The 17,562-nt window shown below is 53.4% G+C and carries 16 protein-coding genes; 7 read left to right on the plus strand and 9 right to left on the minus strand.

Annotated elements, in window-relative coordinates:
- The first annotated feature begins 2 nt into the window (after positions 1-2).
- Positions 3-323, plus strand: coding sequence for a DUF202 domain-containing protein (locus tag HP572_RS12545; RefSeq protein WP_240583367.1), 321 nt, complete (start codon positions 3-5; stop codon positions 321-323).
- 104 nt (positions 324-427) lie between these two features.
- Here the strand turns inward: HP572_RS12545 and fdhE are convergent, their stop codons facing one another.
- From fdhE to hutW, 8 genes are all read right to left on the minus strand, one after another.
- On the minus strand, positions 428-1,357 hold the full coding sequence (fdhE, locus tag HP572_RS12550) for a formate dehydrogenase accessory protein FdhE (RefSeq protein WP_240583368.1): 930 nt from the start codon (positions 1,355-1,357) through the stop codon (positions 428-430).
- Between the two features lie 100 nt (positions 1,358-1,457).
- Positions 1,458-1,583 (minus strand): hypothetical protein, encoded by a 126-nt coding sequence (locus HP572_RS22935; protein WP_256462084.1) that lies wholly within the window; start codon positions 1,581-1,583, stop codon positions 1,458-1,460.
- Between the two features lie 10 nt (positions 1,584-1,593).
- Positions 1,594-3,045: a PLP-dependent aminotransferase family protein gene (locus tag HP572_RS12555; RefSeq protein ID WP_240583369.1), complete on the minus strand. Its 1,452-nt coding sequence runs from the start codon at positions 3,043-3,045 to the stop codon at positions 1,594-1,596.
- A gap of 108 nt (positions 3,046-3,153) precedes the next feature.
- Entirely contained in the window at positions 3,154-3,876 is a 723-nt protein-coding gene (locus HP572_RS12560) for a glutamine amidotransferase (protein ID WP_240583370.1), read from the minus strand.
- Positions 3,877-4,065: 189 nt separating this feature from the next.
- Positions 4,066-4,542 (minus strand): YlaC family protein, encoded by a 477-nt coding sequence (locus tag HP572_RS12565; protein WP_240585752.1) that lies wholly within the window; start codon positions 4,540-4,542, stop codon positions 4,066-4,068.
- Between the two features lie 160 nt (positions 4,543-4,702).
- On the minus strand, positions 4,703-5,332 hold the full coding sequence (locus HP572_RS12570; RefSeq protein WP_205549853.1) for an NAD(P)H-binding protein: 630 nt from the start codon (positions 5,330-5,332) through the stop codon (positions 4,703-4,705).
- Entirely contained in the window at positions 5,329-5,829 is a 501-nt protein-coding gene (gene hutX, locus HP572_RS12575) for a heme utilization cystosolic carrier protein HutX (RefSeq protein ID WP_039360207.1), read from the minus strand. The genes HP572_RS12570 and hutX overlap by 4 nt, the downstream gene beginning before the upstream one ends.
- A gap of 14 nt (positions 5,830-5,843) precedes the next feature.
- Positions 5,844-7,157 carry a heme anaerobic degradation radical SAM methyltransferase ChuW/HutW gene (gene hutW / locus HP572_RS12580; RefSeq protein ID WP_240583371.1) on the minus strand — a complete coding sequence of 438 codons (1,314 nt, stop codon included), beginning with the start codon at positions 7,155-7,157 and terminating at the stop codon, positions 5,844-5,846.
- 408 nt (positions 7,158-7,565) lie between these two features.
- Between hutW and HP572_RS12585 the strand changes: the two genes are divergently transcribed.
- Positions 7,566-9,734, plus strand: coding sequence for a TonB-dependent receptor plug domain-containing protein (locus HP572_RS12585; RefSeq protein WP_371745266.1), 2,169 nt, complete (start codon positions 7,566-7,568; stop codon positions 9,732-9,734).
- Between the two features lie 11 nt (positions 9,735-9,745).
- Entirely contained in the window at positions 9,746-10,570 is an 825-nt protein-coding gene (locus HP572_RS12590) for a hemin ABC transporter substrate-binding protein (protein ID WP_240583373.1), read from the plus strand.
- Between the two features lie 49 nt (positions 10,571-10,619).
- On the opposite strand, the gene HP572_RS12595 is transcribed toward HP572_RS12590, so the two are convergent.
- Positions 10,620-12,212, minus strand: a complete 1,593-nt coding sequence (locus HP572_RS12595; RefSeq protein ID WP_014916018.1) for an ABC-F family ATPase — start codon at positions 12,210-12,212, stop codon at positions 10,620-10,622.
- A 117-nt stretch (positions 12,213-12,329) separates the two neighbouring features.
- Between HP572_RS12595 and HP572_RS12600 the strand changes: the two genes are divergently transcribed.
- From HP572_RS12600 to treC, 4 genes are all read left to right on the plus strand, one after another.
- The gene (locus tag HP572_RS12600; RefSeq protein ID WP_240583374.1) at positions 12,330-13,226 is read left to right on the plus strand and encodes a PhzF family phenazine biosynthesis protein; all 897 of its coding nucleotides are present in this window, start codon (positions 12,330-12,332) and stop codon (positions 13,224-13,226) included.
- 13 nt (positions 13,227-13,239) lie between these two features.
- On the plus strand, positions 13,240-13,800 hold the full coding sequence (locus tag HP572_RS12605) for a GNAT family N-acetyltransferase (RefSeq protein ID WP_240583375.1): 561 nt from the start codon (positions 13,240-13,242) through the stop codon (positions 13,798-13,800).
- Positions 13,801-14,374: 574 nt separating this feature from the next.
- Entirely contained in the window at positions 14,375-15,793 is a 1,419-nt protein-coding gene (gene treB / locus HP572_RS12610) for a PTS trehalose transporter subunit IIBC (RefSeq protein WP_240583376.1), read from the plus strand.
- A gap of 70 nt (positions 15,794-15,863) precedes the next feature.
- Positions 15,864-17,555, plus strand: coding sequence for an alpha,alpha-phosphotrehalase (gene treC, locus HP572_RS12615; RefSeq protein ID WP_240583377.1), 1,692 nt, complete (start codon positions 15,864-15,866; stop codon positions 17,553-17,555).
- The last annotated feature ends 7 nt before the right edge of the window (positions 17,556-17,562 follow it).

Here is a 17,562-nt window from a genome sequence, read left to right on the forward strand (position 1 = left end):
GCATGGACACGACCCGCGATCCGGGATTACAGCCACAGCGAACCGGCATGGCCTGGTCACGTACGCTGTTTGTGATGCTGATCAACAGCCTGCTGTGTTTTCGCCTGAGCATGGTGGACGGCAGCCGAGTGGTGTTTGCCTGCGCCATTCTGCTCTTGTGTGTTTCTGCTTTGATGTCGGTACTGGCGATTCTGCGCTACCGCTTTAATGCCCGTTGCCAACCGGTGCTATCACGCGCCAGCCACGGGTTGATCGTGCTCACATCATCATCGATTGTCATCACCGCGCTGGTCTTGCTGCTGCATTTCAGCGGCGTGTGGTAAGCCCCGATTTTCTGTACTTTTTTTGAAAGAAAGGTTTTCTGAAAAGAACGGTTTTCTGAAAAGAAAGGCGGTGAAGCCCAAACGCGCTTCACCGATTAGACAGGCTATTCGATCGAACTTTCTGGGAACAGGAAGGGGTTGATGCTACTGCGAGAAAAGCCTTCTTCCTCCATTTTCACATCCAGCACCAGCGAAGCCAGATCGTCGGCGACGGCTTCTACACGGTGATCTTTTTCCTGATATAGCAGCTTCAGATACGTGCCGCAGTGACCGCAGCTTTCCGCTTTGATAGCGGAATTTTCGCTATCCAGCGACCAGTAATTCAGCTCGCTCGACTCTTCACAGTTGCTGCATTTCACCCGCACCATGTGCCATTCGCTCTCGCACAGATTACAGTGCAGATAACGCAGCCCGCTGGACGTACCCAACTGCACTACGCCCGATACCGGAATACTGCCGCACACGGGGCAGAACTGGCGATGTTCGCCGGGTACGGCACGCGCTTTACCGGGCAGTTGGCTTGCCATCTGCGCCCAGAACAGCGACAGCGCCGCCCAGATGAACGGGGCTTTATCATTGCTCTCGGCACGAAACTCGTGTTGCAGCAGCGCCGTTGCCTGTTCTTCCAGCTCCTGCTCTGAGACTTTTTCCAGATTCTCCAGCGTGGATAACACCTGTCCGCTGGCATCCGGTTTTAATTCTTCGATCAGCGCACGCAGCAGCGTGTGCCAATGCGCATCACGCGGGAACACCGCGATATCGAGCGGTGGACGTTCACCGGACTGTTTCAACACATCACTCAGGTCAAGCTTCAACGGATGATCGTGCAATACCTTCTGCTGGGCTTCCACCACGCCTGCGGCGAAGGTGAGATAATCCCCCAACGGGTGCTCTTCAGCTAACTGACGCAGACGCTCTGCGCGGCTGCTGTACAGGCTTTTCAGATTGGCAAAAAGCAGCGGAGGGATATTCCCTTCCGGCATCGATTTTTCGTTCTGTTCTAACTGTTCCTGAGGAACAATGCGAATACTCATCAGGGTGGTTTTTCCTGTTGTTTACGTTGTCTATCCGATAGATTTCGGGGTGCAGGAAGGTCGCCAGCGCGGTCCGAAAGATAGCGGGTATAGCTCACCTTTAGCCGGAATTATACGCATCGTGCCTATCGACTTCCTGATTTCCGGCAAGGTTATGGCTGTTTTTCGCCATCCACGCCGCCACCTTCCGCCATAACGGGAACAGTAGCAGAAAAGCGGCAAACATCTCCACACCTCTAAAGGGGTGATCGGGTCAGACGCTCACTTATCTGCGCCCGAATCAGCGAGGCCAATACGATCACGCTTTGTTCGCAGCGCGCATCCCATTCATAGGAAGCGTTGAAGCGGAAGTAGCGATCGTATTTGTCGCCAGTAGTAAACATTTTCCCCGGCGCAATACTGACGCCCCGCTCCAGCGCGCGGCGGTATAGCTCCGTGCTGCTGACGCCGTCAGGCAATTCCAGCCAGAGAAAATAACCACCTTGCGAATGATTAATGAGGACGTCGCCCGGAAAGTGTCGGCGTAGCGACTGTAACGCCGCATGTTTACGCTGTTCCAGCGCTCGTCGCAGGCGGCGCAGGTGGCTGTCATAGCTGCTGGTCGCCAGATAATCGGCAATCGCCAACTGCATCGGGGCGCTGGTTGACAATGTACTCATCAGCTGTAAACGCTGAATGCTGCCCGCATAGCTCCCCGCCGCCACCCAGCCGATGCGGAACCCCGCCACCAGATTTTTAGAAAACGAGGAGCAGTGCAGAATCGTGCCTTTTTTATCCAACGCTTTTGCGGGCAGCGGGCGTTGCAGGCCCGTGTATAGCTCGCTGTAGACGTCATCTTCTACCAGCCCGACGCCGTGTTTTTCCAGCATCGCCACCAACCGCTGTTTCTTCTCCCAGGACAGCGTGCAGCCAAGCGGGTTATGAAAATTGGTCATCAACCAGCAGGCTTTGATCGGATAGTCGTTCAGCGCCTGCTGCAACGCGTCAAGATCGATGCCCTGCTGCGGATCGGTTGCAATCGCAATCGCTTTGAGTTTAAGGCGTTCAATCGCCTGTAGCGCGCCGTAAAATGCCGGAGATTCGATCACCACATAATCGCCCGGCTCCGTCAGCGCCTGAAGGCTGAGATTAAGGGACTCCATCGCGCCCGCCGTAATCACAATCTCATCGGGTGAGACGGCAATCCCCTGCAACGCGTAGCGCTGGGCGATGTTCTTCCTCAGGCTCTCATTACCCGGCGGCAAATTATCTAGCGCGCTGTGTGGCTGCATATGACGCGCCACCGAGGCCAGTGAGCGCGTCAACTGGCGCTGTGGAAAGAGCTGTGGATCGGGAAACGCCGATCCGAAGGGCATGACCGCCGGATCTTTGCTGGCCTGAAGCACATCAAAAATGAACGCGTTGACGTCCACGTCTTCGGTCAACTGAACGCGCTCCTGCCCTACGGGCGAATGTAGGCTGTCTGTTGGTAGTGCGGATAGCTGTGGTGCCGCGTAATAACCCGACTGTGGGCGCGACACAATCAGCCCCTGACTTTCCAGCAGCTGATACGCGTGCAGCACGGTCATCAGGCTCATACCCGAATGCAGCGATTTTTCTCGCAGCGAGGGCAGTTTGTCGCCCGGCTGCCAGATCCCTTCCTGAAGCTGCTCACGGATCTGGTGAGCGAGCTGTTCAAACTTTGCCATAGCGCTATGGTTTCGGTGGGTGAGTCTGTCATGATTTTTTGCTCGATCACCACCGACAGGTCATGATCGAGAAGGATGCTTTATCGAGAACAACGCGTTGTTCGAGGACTATTTCGCCGCGTAGCGTTGTACAAAATCCAGCAGAATCTTACGCGCCCAGACGGGTTCCTGCGGAATATCCATCATCCGATCGACATCCCAACCACCCTGTCGCAGCGCTGCTTCATTATGACGCAGGCACGTCAGCATGATGTCCGCGCTGAATTCCGGGTGAAATTGCACGGTCAGGACTTTATCGCTGTAGCGGATAATCTGGCAGCCATCCATCTCTGAACTTGCCAGCACCTGCGCGCCTTCAGGTGGTTCCAGCACGGACTGCTGATGGGTCAGATAAGCACCAAACTGCTGCGGATAATCACGCAGTAAGGTGTCTTGCGCCGCGGCCTCATGGGTTGTCACAACCTGAACACCCACTTCCTTGCCGTTCGGGTTATCCCCTACTTTTCCGCCCAGCGCATCGGCGAGCAGTTGATGTCCATAGCACACGCCCAGCAGCGGAACATCCACGTAATACGCTTCACGCAGCCAGCCCGCGGTGTATTCGCTCCAGTCCAGCCGATCCGTGACCATCGACCACGAACCGGAGATCACCACCGCCGCCAGCGTATCAAACGACGGCAGCAGTTCCCCGAGATCGGGGCGGACTACCTGCACCGGCTGCGTATTGCCCTGCACCGCATCGGTAAACCACTTCCCTTGTTGCCCAACCTGAGACGCAATGCCTTCCGGCGGTTGGCCCAACTGAATTACCAGCAATACCTTTTCGCTCATCGTCCTGTTCTGCCCGTATTTGAAAAACCATCAACCTGAAAAACCACAAGAATGCGGCGCTCGCTGCTTATAACGAACGTAGCACTATGCCTACATGAAAACCAGCCACCATGAAAATCTGCGCATAGGAAAAACCATGCGCATTATTTGAACATCGCGAAATGGGGCGGTTTGAGGGCAGAAAATCAGCTAAATGGAGGGCTGTTGACGATAGGCCAGCGAGAAAACATCGTAGAAATCAACGTCACCTTTCGTGCGTCGAATTTTCTCTATCCCCGCTTTCACCGCAGACGGTACCTGCTCATTGCGTAGCAGTTTATCCAGCGTGTCCTGCGACACGTGGCGGATCGTAAACCACTCGCCGTTATAGCACACACGTAAATCCAACGTGTCGATGTCTTCAAATCGATAGGTCGGGTTAATATCCATCGAAAGTGCCAGCGTCATCACCAGCAGGAAGACGGTAAAACCGATCAGATACGGTAAACCAAAATAAGAGGCATAGAAGAGGATGGCCGCGACCGGCACGTAGCTCACCAGCATCGCGGCAAACAGATAGGGGTGTGACTGCATGAATTTGCGGCTAAAACGTATTTTATTGTCGCGTTTTTCTTCCCGATTAATACGTTCGATCTCTTCGGTCAGAAGGCGTTTTACTTCATCCATCGTCATCACCATCGTGCTTGAGGAATACAACACTGCTGGCATCGATTAGAACATAGCCCCATGAGAGATAACAGATACAGTTTTCGACAGATTAACTATAACAGTTTGCCGGATGCCGGGATGGAGTACCCCGGCAACCTCGGTGACAGAATGGCGGAGATTACGGAATGGCAGGCATCGTGAGATCGGGGTCGACCAGATTGTAGATGTGATTGCCAAACACGGGCTGCTGTAACAGTTGATCAACCGCCAGTGCGACATCCCACCGTGACACCAATCCCAGCGTAGCAGCACCCTGCGTCAGTTTCGCATTGTGCGTCGCAACCACGTCCAGCAGACCGCCGGGACGAACGATACAGTGATCCAACGTACTGCTTTGCAACCAGCTTTCTGCCAGCGATTTCTCACGTACGGCGAAACCAAACGCGGCTCTGGCTCGTGGCGACAACAGCGGCCAGCTATCGCCGCAGCCCAATGACGTCACCAGCAGCATACGCTTGAGGCCTGCCTGCTCGGCACCATCGATCACCGTGCGGTGGCCCTGATAATTTACCGTGCCGCCGCCCATTGTCGAGACCACAATGGCAGAAGGCCCCGCCACACGACAGGCTTCCGCGACCGTTTCCGGATCGCAGGCATCGCCTTCGACTACCGTCATTCCCTGCTCACGCCAGTGTTTGGCCTGTTCAGGATTACGCAATACGAGTACGGCCGCCTGCTCGCACTCAATAGCGCGCTGTAATAAGCAGGCGCCGACCCCATTGCCCGCGCCGAAAAGTAACCACGTCATACCTGCTCCGGTTGTAATTCACTCGCCAGCGCGCGGAACGCCTCAACCTGAGCGCTCAGCAGTTGGCGGTGGCTGTCTCGTCCAAGGAAAATTTTAAACATCGCCGCACCACTGGCATTAAAGAACACCACGGACGCCGTGTCCATCCCCATGAACTTACGCTCAATAAACGCAATGTGCTGACAGCTTGTCGCACGGATATGTCCGCTCAGGCCATTTTTTCCGCGCAGGTTAAAGTAACCGTGGCGGTGCGTACCGGTTGGCAGCTCGCTCTTGAATTCCAGAATCGCGTCTGCCGTGTGGCTGATTAGCGTCACTTCACCCCAGGTCGCAATCGTGTCCCACACCTGATCGAAACGATCGCCCGCCGCCAGCGTACGCTGTGCCGCAGGCAAGGCCTCAACGACAGCAAACAGCGAGGTATTATACTTTCCGGCAATCTCTTCCAGCGTGCCATCAGGGTTGGTTGCCAGTAATTCATTCAGTGTCATGGTCATAGTTGCGTCTCCGGTTAGTGCGCATGCTCTTCGGCATTAAGCTGGGGGATAATTTGTTGTAATGCCTGCATCAGGTTATTCGCCCAGAAGCGGCCATCGTTAGTCAGGCGCAGGCAGGTGGAATCGTCACAGGTCAACCCGGCCTGATGCCATTGGCTGAGTAACGGCTGAAGTTCACGGGCATGTCGAGTCAGTTGAGGCAACTTGATACGGCCGACCTCAATACCCGCCTGAAGCTGATGCTGCCACGGCCCAGTCGGACTGGCTGGCGTCATCATCATGATCGGTTTTTGTCCCTGATCGATCTGCTGGTAATAGCGTTCCAGACTGCGTTCCATCATGTAGGCCTGTCCATTTATATTGCCGCCCGCACCGCTGCCCATTGCCAGACAGTCGGCGCCTTGTTTAATCAGCAGGTTGTACAGGTTGCGTTCACGCGTGGTGCGCGCCCAGTGGCTGTTGCTAAGCTGGTGCCAGCCAGCATCGGCCAGAAATGCCGCGCCAGTCCGGTAAAAATCACGGCGGGCAACCACATCAGGCAGCGCAACACGCTGGTTTTCAGCTGCTTTCGCCAGCGGCGTGGTTGGTAACAGATTCAGCGCATACAGATCGACGCCGTCTAGCGGTAAATCGCTGACGATCGCCAGATCTTCGCGCCAGATTTCCGGCGTTTGCTCCGGCAGGCCGAACATCAGATCGCACACTACGGCGGCTCGGTCTCGCTCGCACAGACGCTCAAGGAAGCGAATTGACTGCTGCTTATCCGACGTACGCGCCATACGCTGACGAATACGGGTATCGAACGTCTGAATCCCGATAGAGAAGCGGTTAGCTCCCGCATCCAGACAGGCATCGATTCGCTCATCGTCGAAATCCATCGCCCGCCCTTCTACCGTGATTTCACAGTCTGGTGCCAGCGGCAGAGAGGTACGGATCGCGCGAATGATCTGCGACAACTCATCGGCCGCCTGCGCCGTTGGCGTCCCCCCGCCAAAGTACACCGCATGAATCGGCGCAGACTGATGCAGCGGGCTGTCCGCTTCCATCGCCAATTCCTGCAACAGGTAGCGGGTATAGGTCGCCGTGCTGTCATCACGCAGTTTGTTTTGATAAAAACCGCAGAACGTGCAGTGCGTGGCGCAGAAAGGAATGTGCAGGTAGAGCAGGCGCTTACGCGCAGGCACGGTCTGCTGCTTCAGCGTCTGCCAGCCGGCCGGAATCTGTTCTGGTGAAAGCGGCACATGGTTGCGCCAAGGCATTGCCATACGTCGGGCGCCAAAAGGCTGCTCACCGGGTTCGGCATAATACGGCGTCAAATCGATGTTCATTAACGGCCCCCAAATAATCAATAAAATAAATTAAATGATAATTATTTTTATTTGGCAACCTGCCCGGCAGGCAGAAAGGAGGCGGGTTATTCTTTTCGCGTCATTTTCTCTTTAAATTAACCGATTTGCTTATTTTGGTTAAAATGGCAGATATAAATAAATACGGTTATTTCTCATTAGTTTCATAGCATTAATCCACTGAGTCCGTTTTAAATGTTAAATAAATGAAAAAGAAAATCACTACATTAAAATTTGTTAACTTAACAACCAATAAAATATTGCAAGTCCTTATTTAATAATAAATGAGATTGCAGTCACATTTTTTAATATTCATTCAAATTTAATTATCGCAGCTCCCGCCCAAATGATAACGTTAATGAGAATCATTAACGTTTCAGAGAAAAAGCCATGAATAAAAAGGCCACACACTGGGCTCTCTTTATGCTGCCTGCTATTTATAGCGGCGCAATTAATGCAGCGCCAAACGATTCATCTACAAATCATTCGACCACAAACAGCGATGAAATAACCGTTATTAGTGCAGGGAGAACGGAACAGAATTTATGGGAAAGTCCGGTCACAATGCAGGTTATCGATAATGAAAAGCTGAATAAATATACCGGCGATTCTATTGCTGAAGCGCTGCGTGATATTCCCGGCGTCGATATTACCGATACCGCATTGGCCGGTCGGAAACAAATACGTATTCGCGGCGAAGAAGCCTCACGCGTATTAGTGTTAATTGACGGACAGGAAGTCACCTATCAACGCGGCGGCCCCAATTACAGCCTCGGATTATTAATCGACCCTTCTTATATTGAACGCATTGAAGTCGTGAAAGGCCCGCATTCGGTATTATATGGCTCGCAGGCTATCGGCGGCGTGATCAACTTTATTACCCGCAAAGGCGGAGATAAACCGCTGAGCGGCAAAATCAAAGCCGTTTATGACAGCGCGACCGCAGGCTGGCAGGAATCAGGTTTAGCCTACGGTTCCATTGGCAATTTCGACTATCGCCTCAGCGGCAGCTATAGCGATCAGGGCAACCGCAGCACACCGGATGGCCGCCTGCCGGATACCCACTTCCGCAACAGTGGGCAGTCCGCCTGGCTCGGTTACCGCCTTGGCGATCATAAATTCGGCCTGTCGCTGGACAGTTTCAAGCTCAGTACGCAGACCTACACCGACTCGAATGAATACGACAGCTTTAGCGTGCGCATTCCTGAACTGGAAAGAAAGAAGGTCGGCCTGTTTTATGACTGGCAGATCGGCGGCGATGTGCTGAAAAACCTGCATCTGGATGCCTATCAGCAAAATATCAAACGCGAATTCCGTAACGATCTGTCGCAGAGCGGTAATCCGCTGCGCTATAACGGCATGGCGCTTTATCAAGGCAAAATGGTGATGAGCACAGGAACCGACGACAAGCAGACCAGTCGGGGATTGACCTTACAAGCGGATATCACGCCATTAGCCGGACACACGCTGATTGCCGGGGGGCAATGGCTCTCCGATATCGTGAAGCAAAATGCCTTCTCCGATGTCCGGGTAACGGGATCATTATCGCCCATGGGAATGCCTTCTCTGTCGGTTAACCCAAGCTCAATATCCAATAACCACTGGCGACAGAATAGCTGGGCGCTGTTCGCACAGGATGAATGGAAAATAACGCCGGACTGGACGTGGACGCTAGGTGCGCGTCAATACTGGGTTGAATCACTCTCCTACGGCGGCCAGAAGACAGGCACCGTGAGAATGAACGGGATGGTGATGCCGAACAACAGTACGTCCGCCGCCGCGAAGGAAAGTGACAGCACATTAGTCACTGCCAGCAGCCTGCGTTATTCCGGCTTTGATAATATCCAGCTGCGCGCTTCCTTTGCGCAAGGTTATGTCTACCCTACCCTGACGCATAAGTTTTACGATACGGCAGCCGGCGGGAGCACCACTTACGGCAACGCCAATCTAAAGGCGGAAAAGTCGGATAATTATGAAGTCGGCATGCGCTATAAAGACGATAGCTGGCTGCTGGACAGCGCGATCTACCATTCACGCGCCAAAGACTACATCACCACGCTGAACTGTGCCGGTAACGCCGTCTGTTCCGGCAGTACGGACAGCAGTAGCCGCTACTACGCCAACGCCAACCGTGCGACCACGTACGGGATGGAAATGTATGCGGAATACCTCGGCTGGACGCTGTCTCCTTACGTTAACGGCAACATCATCCGCCGTGAGCTGGAATTGCCTACGCGCAGCACCTATCGCACCGGTGAGCCCACCTTTACCGGACGCGTCGGGGTCAAAAACATCATGCTGTTCGAGCGCATGGAGCTGGAATCGGATCTCTACCTCAGAGCTGCCTCACGCGCGAAGGATGAAACGGCAGATACCGCCGTCCAGCACAGCGGTTGGGCAACGGCCAATCTGGAATTCACCAGCACCTTCGGTAGCGAGAATCAGTATCAGGTCACGCTGGCGCTGAATAACCTGCTGGATAAGCGCTATACCACCGCGCATGAAAGCATTCCTGCATCCGGCTTCAGCACCGCGATTGGCGCGGCGTTCTCGTTCTAAGCGTCGTGATAATGAAGGCGATAATTGCGTTAATGCTCTTCGGGTTGTCTTCCTTCACCTGCGCGGCTGAGCCGCGCGTGGTGATTGCCGGTGGATCGCTGGTGGAAATCGTTTATGCGCTCGGCGCAGGAGATACGGTGGTCGGTGTGGATCAGACCACCACCTATCCGCCACAAACGGCAACGTTGCCAAAAGTCAGCAACTGGCAACAGTTGACGAGTGAAGGCATTTTGTCACTGCACCCAACGCTGTTGATGACCTGGCAAGATGCCAACCCGCCGCAGGTGCTCAATCAGCTTGAGCAGGCAGGTGTAACGGTAGCGCGTTTTACCCGCACGCCCAGCACGCCAGCGCAGCTGCTCAGCAATATTCGTCAGGCTGGCACGCTGCTCAATCGCACGGAGGCTGCTGAGCAGTTGGTCACTCGCCTTTCTCAGCAACTGAGTGTGGTATCAGAGCGGCTGGCTACGCGGAAAGATCGCGTCAGCGTCGTGTTTCTGCTGAGTGTTGGCAGCAGTGCGGCGCAGGTCGCGGGGAAAAATACCGTGGTGGATAGTCTGATCGCGCTGGCAGGCGGAAAGAATATTGCCACGCATAGCCAGTATCGTATTTACGGCGGTGAGGCGATGATTGCGGCGAATCCTGAGGTGGTTGTGGTGACAACGCAAAGTGTGGAAAACGGCGTGGAGGCGCTGGCGGCAGTACCCGGCTTAACGCAAACCGCAGCCTGGAAAAACCAGCGTATCATCGCGCTCGATCAGGCGATTTTACTGGGAATGGGGCCGCGCGTCGCCGAAGCGGTGGAAGCGCTGAACCGTGGCTTTTATCCTGACTAATACATCCCCAAAATAATACGGCCTCAATAATGAGGCCGTATTACAACGCTTACTGAATACCCTGACTGCGCAGGTAATCTTCATAGTTGCCAGTGAAATCGATCACTTTATTTGGCGTAATTTCCAGAATACGGGTCGCCAATGAGCTGACAAATTCACGGTCATGAGAGACGAACAGCAGTGTCCCTTCATACATTTCCAGCGCCATATTCAGCGATTCAATGGATTCCATATCAAGGTGGTTAGTCGGTTCATCCATCACCAGAATATTCGGACGCTGCATCATCAGTTTACCGAACAGCATGCGGCCTTTTTCACCACCGGATAATACCTTCACTTTCTTCTTGATATCATCCTGGCTGAACAGCAAACGACCGAGTATGCTGCGTACGGCTTGCTCGTCGTCTTTTTCCTGTTTCCACTGGCTCATCCAGTCAAAAACGGTCAGCGTCTCATCGAATTCGTATTCGTGATCCTGTGCGTAGTAGCCAATTTTTGAGTTTTCAGACCATTTCACCGTACCGCTATCCGGCTCGAGATCACCGACCAGCGTTTTCAGCAATGTCGATTTACCGATACCGTTGGCACCCAGAATAGCGACTTTTTCACCCACTTCGACCATCAGACCCAGCTTGCTAAACAGCGGGCCATTATCAAAACCTTTGCTCAACGCTTCAACTTCCAGCGCATTACGGAACAGTTTCTTATCCTGATCAAAACGGATAAACGGGTTTTGACGGCTGGACGCTTTCACTTCATCCAGTTGGATTTTATCGATCTGGCGTGCGCGCGATGTCGCCTGTTTGGATTTAGAAGCGTTGGCGCTAAAGCGGCTGACGAACGATTGCAGTTCGGAAATCTGCGCTTTTTTCTTGGCGTTATCGGCCAGTAGGCGCTCACGAGCCTGCGTCGCGGCCGTCATATATTCATCATAGTTGCCGGGATAAATCCGTAGCTCGCCGTAGTCCAGATCCGCCATGTGCGTACAAACCATGTTCAGGAAGTGACGGTCATGCGAGATGATGATCATGGTGCTGTTACGTTCGTTCAGCACCTGCTCCAACCAACGGATCGTATCGATATCCAGGTTGTTCGTCGGTTCATCGAGCAGCAGGATATCGGGATCGGCAAACAGCGCCTGCGCCAACAGAACACGCAGTTTCCAACCGGGAGCAATCTCACTCATCAAGCCATAGTGCTGCTCAACGGGAATTCCCACGCCCAGCAACAGTTCGCCCGCACGTGACTCTGCGCTGTAGCCATCCATCTCACCGTATTGCACTTCCAGATCGGCAACTTTATAGCCGTCGGCTTCGCTCATTTCAGCCAATGAATAGATACGGTCGCGCTCTTCTTTTACCGCCCACAGCTCGCCGTGGCCCATGATAACGGTATCCAGCACGCTGTATTTTTCAAAAGCGAACTGATCCTGACGCAGTTTACCCAGACGTTCATTAGGATCGAGGAAGACGTTACCGCCGCTCGGCACCAGATCGCCGCCGAGAATCTTCATGAATGTAGATTTGCCGCAGCCATTTGCGCCAATCAAACCGTAACGGTTGCCGCCGCCAAATTTAACGGAAATGTTTTCAAACAACGGCTTGCTGCCGAACTGCATGGTGATATTGTTGGTACTTAACACAGCACTTATACTCGAGTCGGAATGTGATTTGGCGCGCATTATGCCACAAGCGCGCGATAGGATCGCGGTTAGTTTTGAGTAATATTTAAGCGATAGCGCATACAGGAGAGAAATGCGATGCCTATAGTACGTCGTTTCAAACAGGTCGACGTTTTCACCCAGCAGTCTTTCAAGGGCAATCCGCTTGCCGTCATTATGGAGGCGAAGGGATTAACCGATGCGCAAATGCAGGAGATCGCTCGCTGGACAAACCTGTCAGAAACCACGTTTGTCCTGCCAGCCACCGATCCTTTAGCGGATTACCATGTTCGTATTTTTACGCCAGAATCGGAAATGCCCTTTGCCGGACACCCTACGCTAGGCACCGCACATGCCCTGCTGGAAGAAGGATTGCGCCCTAAATCTCCGGGCCAGTTGGTGCAACAATGCGGCATTGGTCTCGTGCCGATCAACATCGGTGATGATGAGAGCCTCGCTTTTCACGCGCCCCAAGCCACCCTCGTTCCGTTTGACGATGAGCACACGCCACTGCTGGAAAAAACGCTGGGCATTACCGGCTTTGATAGTCCCTGTATCGATAAACGCTACCCGCCCACCGCCGTACAGATGGGCATTCGTTGGCTTGTGATCCGCGTCGACAGCGCTGACACCTGTCTGAACATCATGCCGGATGCTGAAGCACTCTCAGCCGTACAAAATCTCAGCCAGACCAACGGCATTGCTGTCTATGGCCCGCACGATGACGCAACGCCTGCCGACTATGAGATTCGTGCGTTCTACATCGAACGCGGTCATCTCAAGGAAGATCCGGTTACCGGCAGCGCCAATGCCTGCCTGGCGGTACTGCTTCGTCAGCAGCATTCTATCAATAACGTCACCGCGCCACTCAGCTACCGTGCGCGACAGGGCACCATGCTGCAACGCGATGGCCGCATTACGGTCACTTACCTGAACGATGAACCGTGGATCGGCGGGCACAGCGTCACGATCGTTGACGGTACACTACAGCGGTAAAGGGAGCGATTTTATGGGAGCGCCATTTGTCGATACGTCATTTATAGATGCACTGTCTGAATTGCGTCACGAGCCCCATCTGCGCTTAACGATCCAGGAAGAGAGCGACGCCAAGGCGCTCTTTACCCTGATTCAGCAGGAAAAAGTGCGCTTACGGCGTACTTTACCCTGGCCGGATTCCGTCAAGAGCGTCGATGACACACGTGAAACCATTCGCGCCAACCGAAAGGCATTCTTCGACAAAACGGCCGCCGTGTACATTATTCGCTGGGACGACGCGCTGGCTGGCATCGTCTCCTTCAACACGATTCAGGATAAAGAAGGCGTCATCGGTTATTGGATTGCCGAAGCCTTTGAAGGCAAAGGCATCGTTTCTCAGGCTGTCAGCACGCTGATAGCCGCCTATACCGATGCGAACCTCGTTGAGCGCTGCGTCATCAGAGCCTCAACCGCCAACACGCGTAGCAACGCTGTCTCTAAACGGCTTGGTTTCCGCTTTCACCACACGGAGAAAGACGCAGAGCAGATTGACGAGCTATGGTTCGATCACAATATTTATCATTATCCCGCCTGATATTACCTCGTATGCTTTCCATCACCTGATGCGCTGACCTTCCGGCTGCGTATCAGGTTCTTTCGATCCACGACGTGTTTCATTTATCGTGTCGTTATATTTATGTGACCAACATCACAAAAATGTTGAAATCCGATCCCATCTTCGCTACCATTAAAAACGTGATTAACATCACACTTAACTAACCCGTTAGAGGAGTCTGATAATGAAAACGTTTCGTAAAATCAGCAAATTCTTTAAAAGAATGGGAGATGTTTATGTCAGTTACTGTGAACGTATTGGGTCAATCATCAGCCCGTTCTGATTGTGATATAAACAATCTCTAAAGCCGCCTCTTACAGGCGGCTTTTGTTTTTTCAGCCTCTCTCTCACTCTGTTCATCCCCCTTTCCTTTTTGTCTACCCACACGTCGCAGATTTGTGCAGCACACCGCATGCCTGAACATTCTCTTTTAAAAACAGCTCAATGCGTTTTCCTTTCACGGCAAAACCACCGTTAACAGACTATGCTTTTCTCTAGCTGTACTTGCTTCGCGTCCCCGACGTCTGCGCTAAAAGATAAAAAGGACATGACTATGAGTAAAGTTAAACAACAGGATATTGACCGTCTGATCGAACTGGTCGGCGGGCGTGAGAACATCGCGGCGGTCACACACTGCATCACTCGTCTCCGCTTCGTCTTGCACGACTCGTCCAAAGCCCATCCCAAGAACATCGAAGAGCTGCGAATTGTTAAAGGGTGCTTTACCAACGCCGGACAATTTCAGGTCGTGATCGGCACCAACGTAGATGAGTATTACAAGGCGCTGCTCGCTACCACGGGTAAAGGAGAAATTAATAAGGAAGAAGCCAAAGTCGCCGCTCGCCAGAACATGAGCTGGTTTGAACGCAGCATTTCACATTTTGCCGAGATCTTTTTTCCGCTGCTTCCCGCGCTCATTAGCGGGGGCTTGATCCTCGGAGCACGTAACGTCATTGGTGATATCCCAATGCTCGACGGGCAAACGCTGGTACAGCTCTACCCAACCTGGCAAACCATCTACGATTTCCTCTGGCTGTTGGGTGAAGCCATCTTCTTCTATCTCCCCGTTGCGGTATGCTGGTCAACCGTACGCAAAATGGGCGGTACGCCCATCCTCGGCATCGTGCTGGGCATCACGCTAGTATCACCGCAGCTAATGAACGCCTACCTCATCGGTCAACAAACACCTGAAGTGTGGAATTTCGGCTGGTTCACGATTGAGAAGATCGGCTATCAGGCACAGGTCATTCCGTCCGTCTTAGCCGGGATGGCGCTGGCGATAATCGAGACACGGCTGAAAAGAATCGTGCCGGATTACCTCTACTTGGTGGTCGTGCCCGTAACCTCGCTCATTCTGGCCGTGTTCCTGGCACATACCTTAATTGGTCCGTTTGGACGTATGATTGGTGACGGTGTCGCCTGGGCCGTTAAAGCCGTAATGACGGGCAGCTTCGCCCCTGTTGGCGCAGCGCTGTTTGGGTTCCTGTATGCGCCGCTGGTCATCACGGGCGTGCACCAAACAACGTTAGCGATTGATATGCAGATGATTCAAAGTATGGGCGGCACACCGGTTTGGCCGCTTATCGCGCTGTCTAACATCGCACAGGCGGCTGCCGTCGTCGGGGTGATTCTCGTCAGCAGGAAAACCAACGAGCGTGAGATTTCTGTTCCCGCAGCGATTTCCGCTTTTCTTGGTGTGACCGAACCGGCGATGTACGGTATCAACCTGAAATACCGTTTTCCGATGCTGTGCGCCATGATCGGGTCTGCCGCCGCCGCACTCATTTGCGGCCTGTACGGCGTAACGGCGAATGGCATCGGAGTAGGTGGATTACCGGGCATCCTCTCCATCAAGCCACAGTTTTGGGGAATCTTCGCTATCGCCACGCTGGTTGCCACCGTCATTCCAATTGTGCTGACGTCACTGGTCTATAAACGTAAAAGTCACAATGCCACAATCGACCCTGCATAGCAGTGGCATATAATTATTGTCTCAACTCAGGCCGTGTAAACACGGCCCACTGTAATAAAGGAGCGACCTCATGACTACCTCGCTTCCCTGGTGGCAAAACGGCGTGATTTATCAAATCTATCCGAAGAGCTTTCAGGACAGTACCGGAAATGGCATTGGCGACATCGCTGGCGTCACCGCCCGACTCGATTACCTGCAACAACTGGGTGTCGATGCGATCTGGCTGACGCCAGTCTATCTTTCTCCTCAGGTTGATAACGGCTATGACGTCGCCGACTACTGCGCCATCGATCCAACCTATGGCACGATGGCCGATATGGAAACGTTGATCGCGGAAGCGCATCAGCGCCGTATCCGTGTCGTCATGGATATGGTGTTCAACCACACCTCAACGCAGCATCACTGGTTCCTGAACGCGCAGGATCGCCGCAGCCCATACCGTCATTTTTATATCTGGCGTGATGGTAATGACGGTTCACTGCCCAATAACTGGCGTTCAAAATTTGGTGGGCCAGCCTGGCAGTGGCACGCGGAAAGCAAACAGTATTATCTGCACCTTTTTGCCACCGAACAGGCCGATCTGAATTGGGAACACCCACGCGTACGGGATGAATTAAAACAGGTTTGTGAATTTTGGGCGGATAAAGGCGTGGACGGGCTGCGACTGGACGTCATCAATCTGGTCTCCAAGCAGCAAGACTTCCCATCTGATGCTCAGGGTGATGGACGTCGTTTCTATACCGATGGCCCCCTGATTCATGATTACTTGCAGGAATTCAGTCAGGACGTTTTTCAGCCCCGTGGCTTGATGACCGTCGGTGAGATGTCATCTACCTCGTTGGAGCACTGCCGCCGCTACGCCGCACTGGACGGCAGCGAACTCTCCATGACCTTCAATTTCCATCACCTGAAAGTCGATTATCCCAATGGGGAAAAATGGACGCTGGCGGAACCTGACTTCATCCAGCTCAAGCAGATTTTTAATCACTGGCAACAGGGAATGCACAACCACGCCTGGAATGCGCTGTTCTGGTGTAATCACGATCAGCCGCGCATCGTGTCGCGTTTTGGGGATGAAGGCGAATTCCGTGTGCAATCCGCCAAAATGCTGGCGATGGTGCTTCACGGTATGCAGGGCACGCCCTATATCTATCAGGGCGAGGAACTGGGTATGACCAATCCCGGCTATACACAGATTGAGCAATACCGCGATATTGAAAGCCTGAATCAGTTTGCTGAACAGCGCGATCGCGGCCAGCCAGATGAACAAACCTTAGCAATCCTCGCCAGTAAGTCGCGCGATAACGGCCGTACGCCGATGCAATGGGATACCAGCCAGCATGCTGGATTTACGAGTGGTACACCGTGGATAGCACCATGCCAGAATTTCACCCACATCAACGCGGGTCAGGCACTGGCGGATAAAGAGTCCGTCTTCTACACCTACCAGCAGCTTATCGCTATGCGTAAAGCACTTCCGTTGCTGACGCACGGAGACTATCAGGATCTGTTGCCAGACCATCCTACTGTCTGGTGCTATCAGCGTATCTGGGAAGGACAGCGGCTTCTGGTTCTGGCAAACCTCGGCAGGCAGCCCCTGCTCTGGCAGCCTCCCATTGATACTCATGACCGCCGCTGGCGACTGCTACTCAGTAATTACCCTGACGCACAGCCTCAGCCCGCAATACTGGAGCTACGCCCGTTTGAAGCTATCTATTGGGTACAAGGCATGCCGGAGAAAGAGGATAAGATTCAGGACTAGAGGATAT

Source organism: Pectobacterium sp. PL64, assembly GCF_022477975.1.
GTDB lineage: Bacteria > Pseudomonadota > Gammaproteobacteria > Enterobacterales > Enterobacteriaceae > Pectobacterium > Pectobacterium jejuense.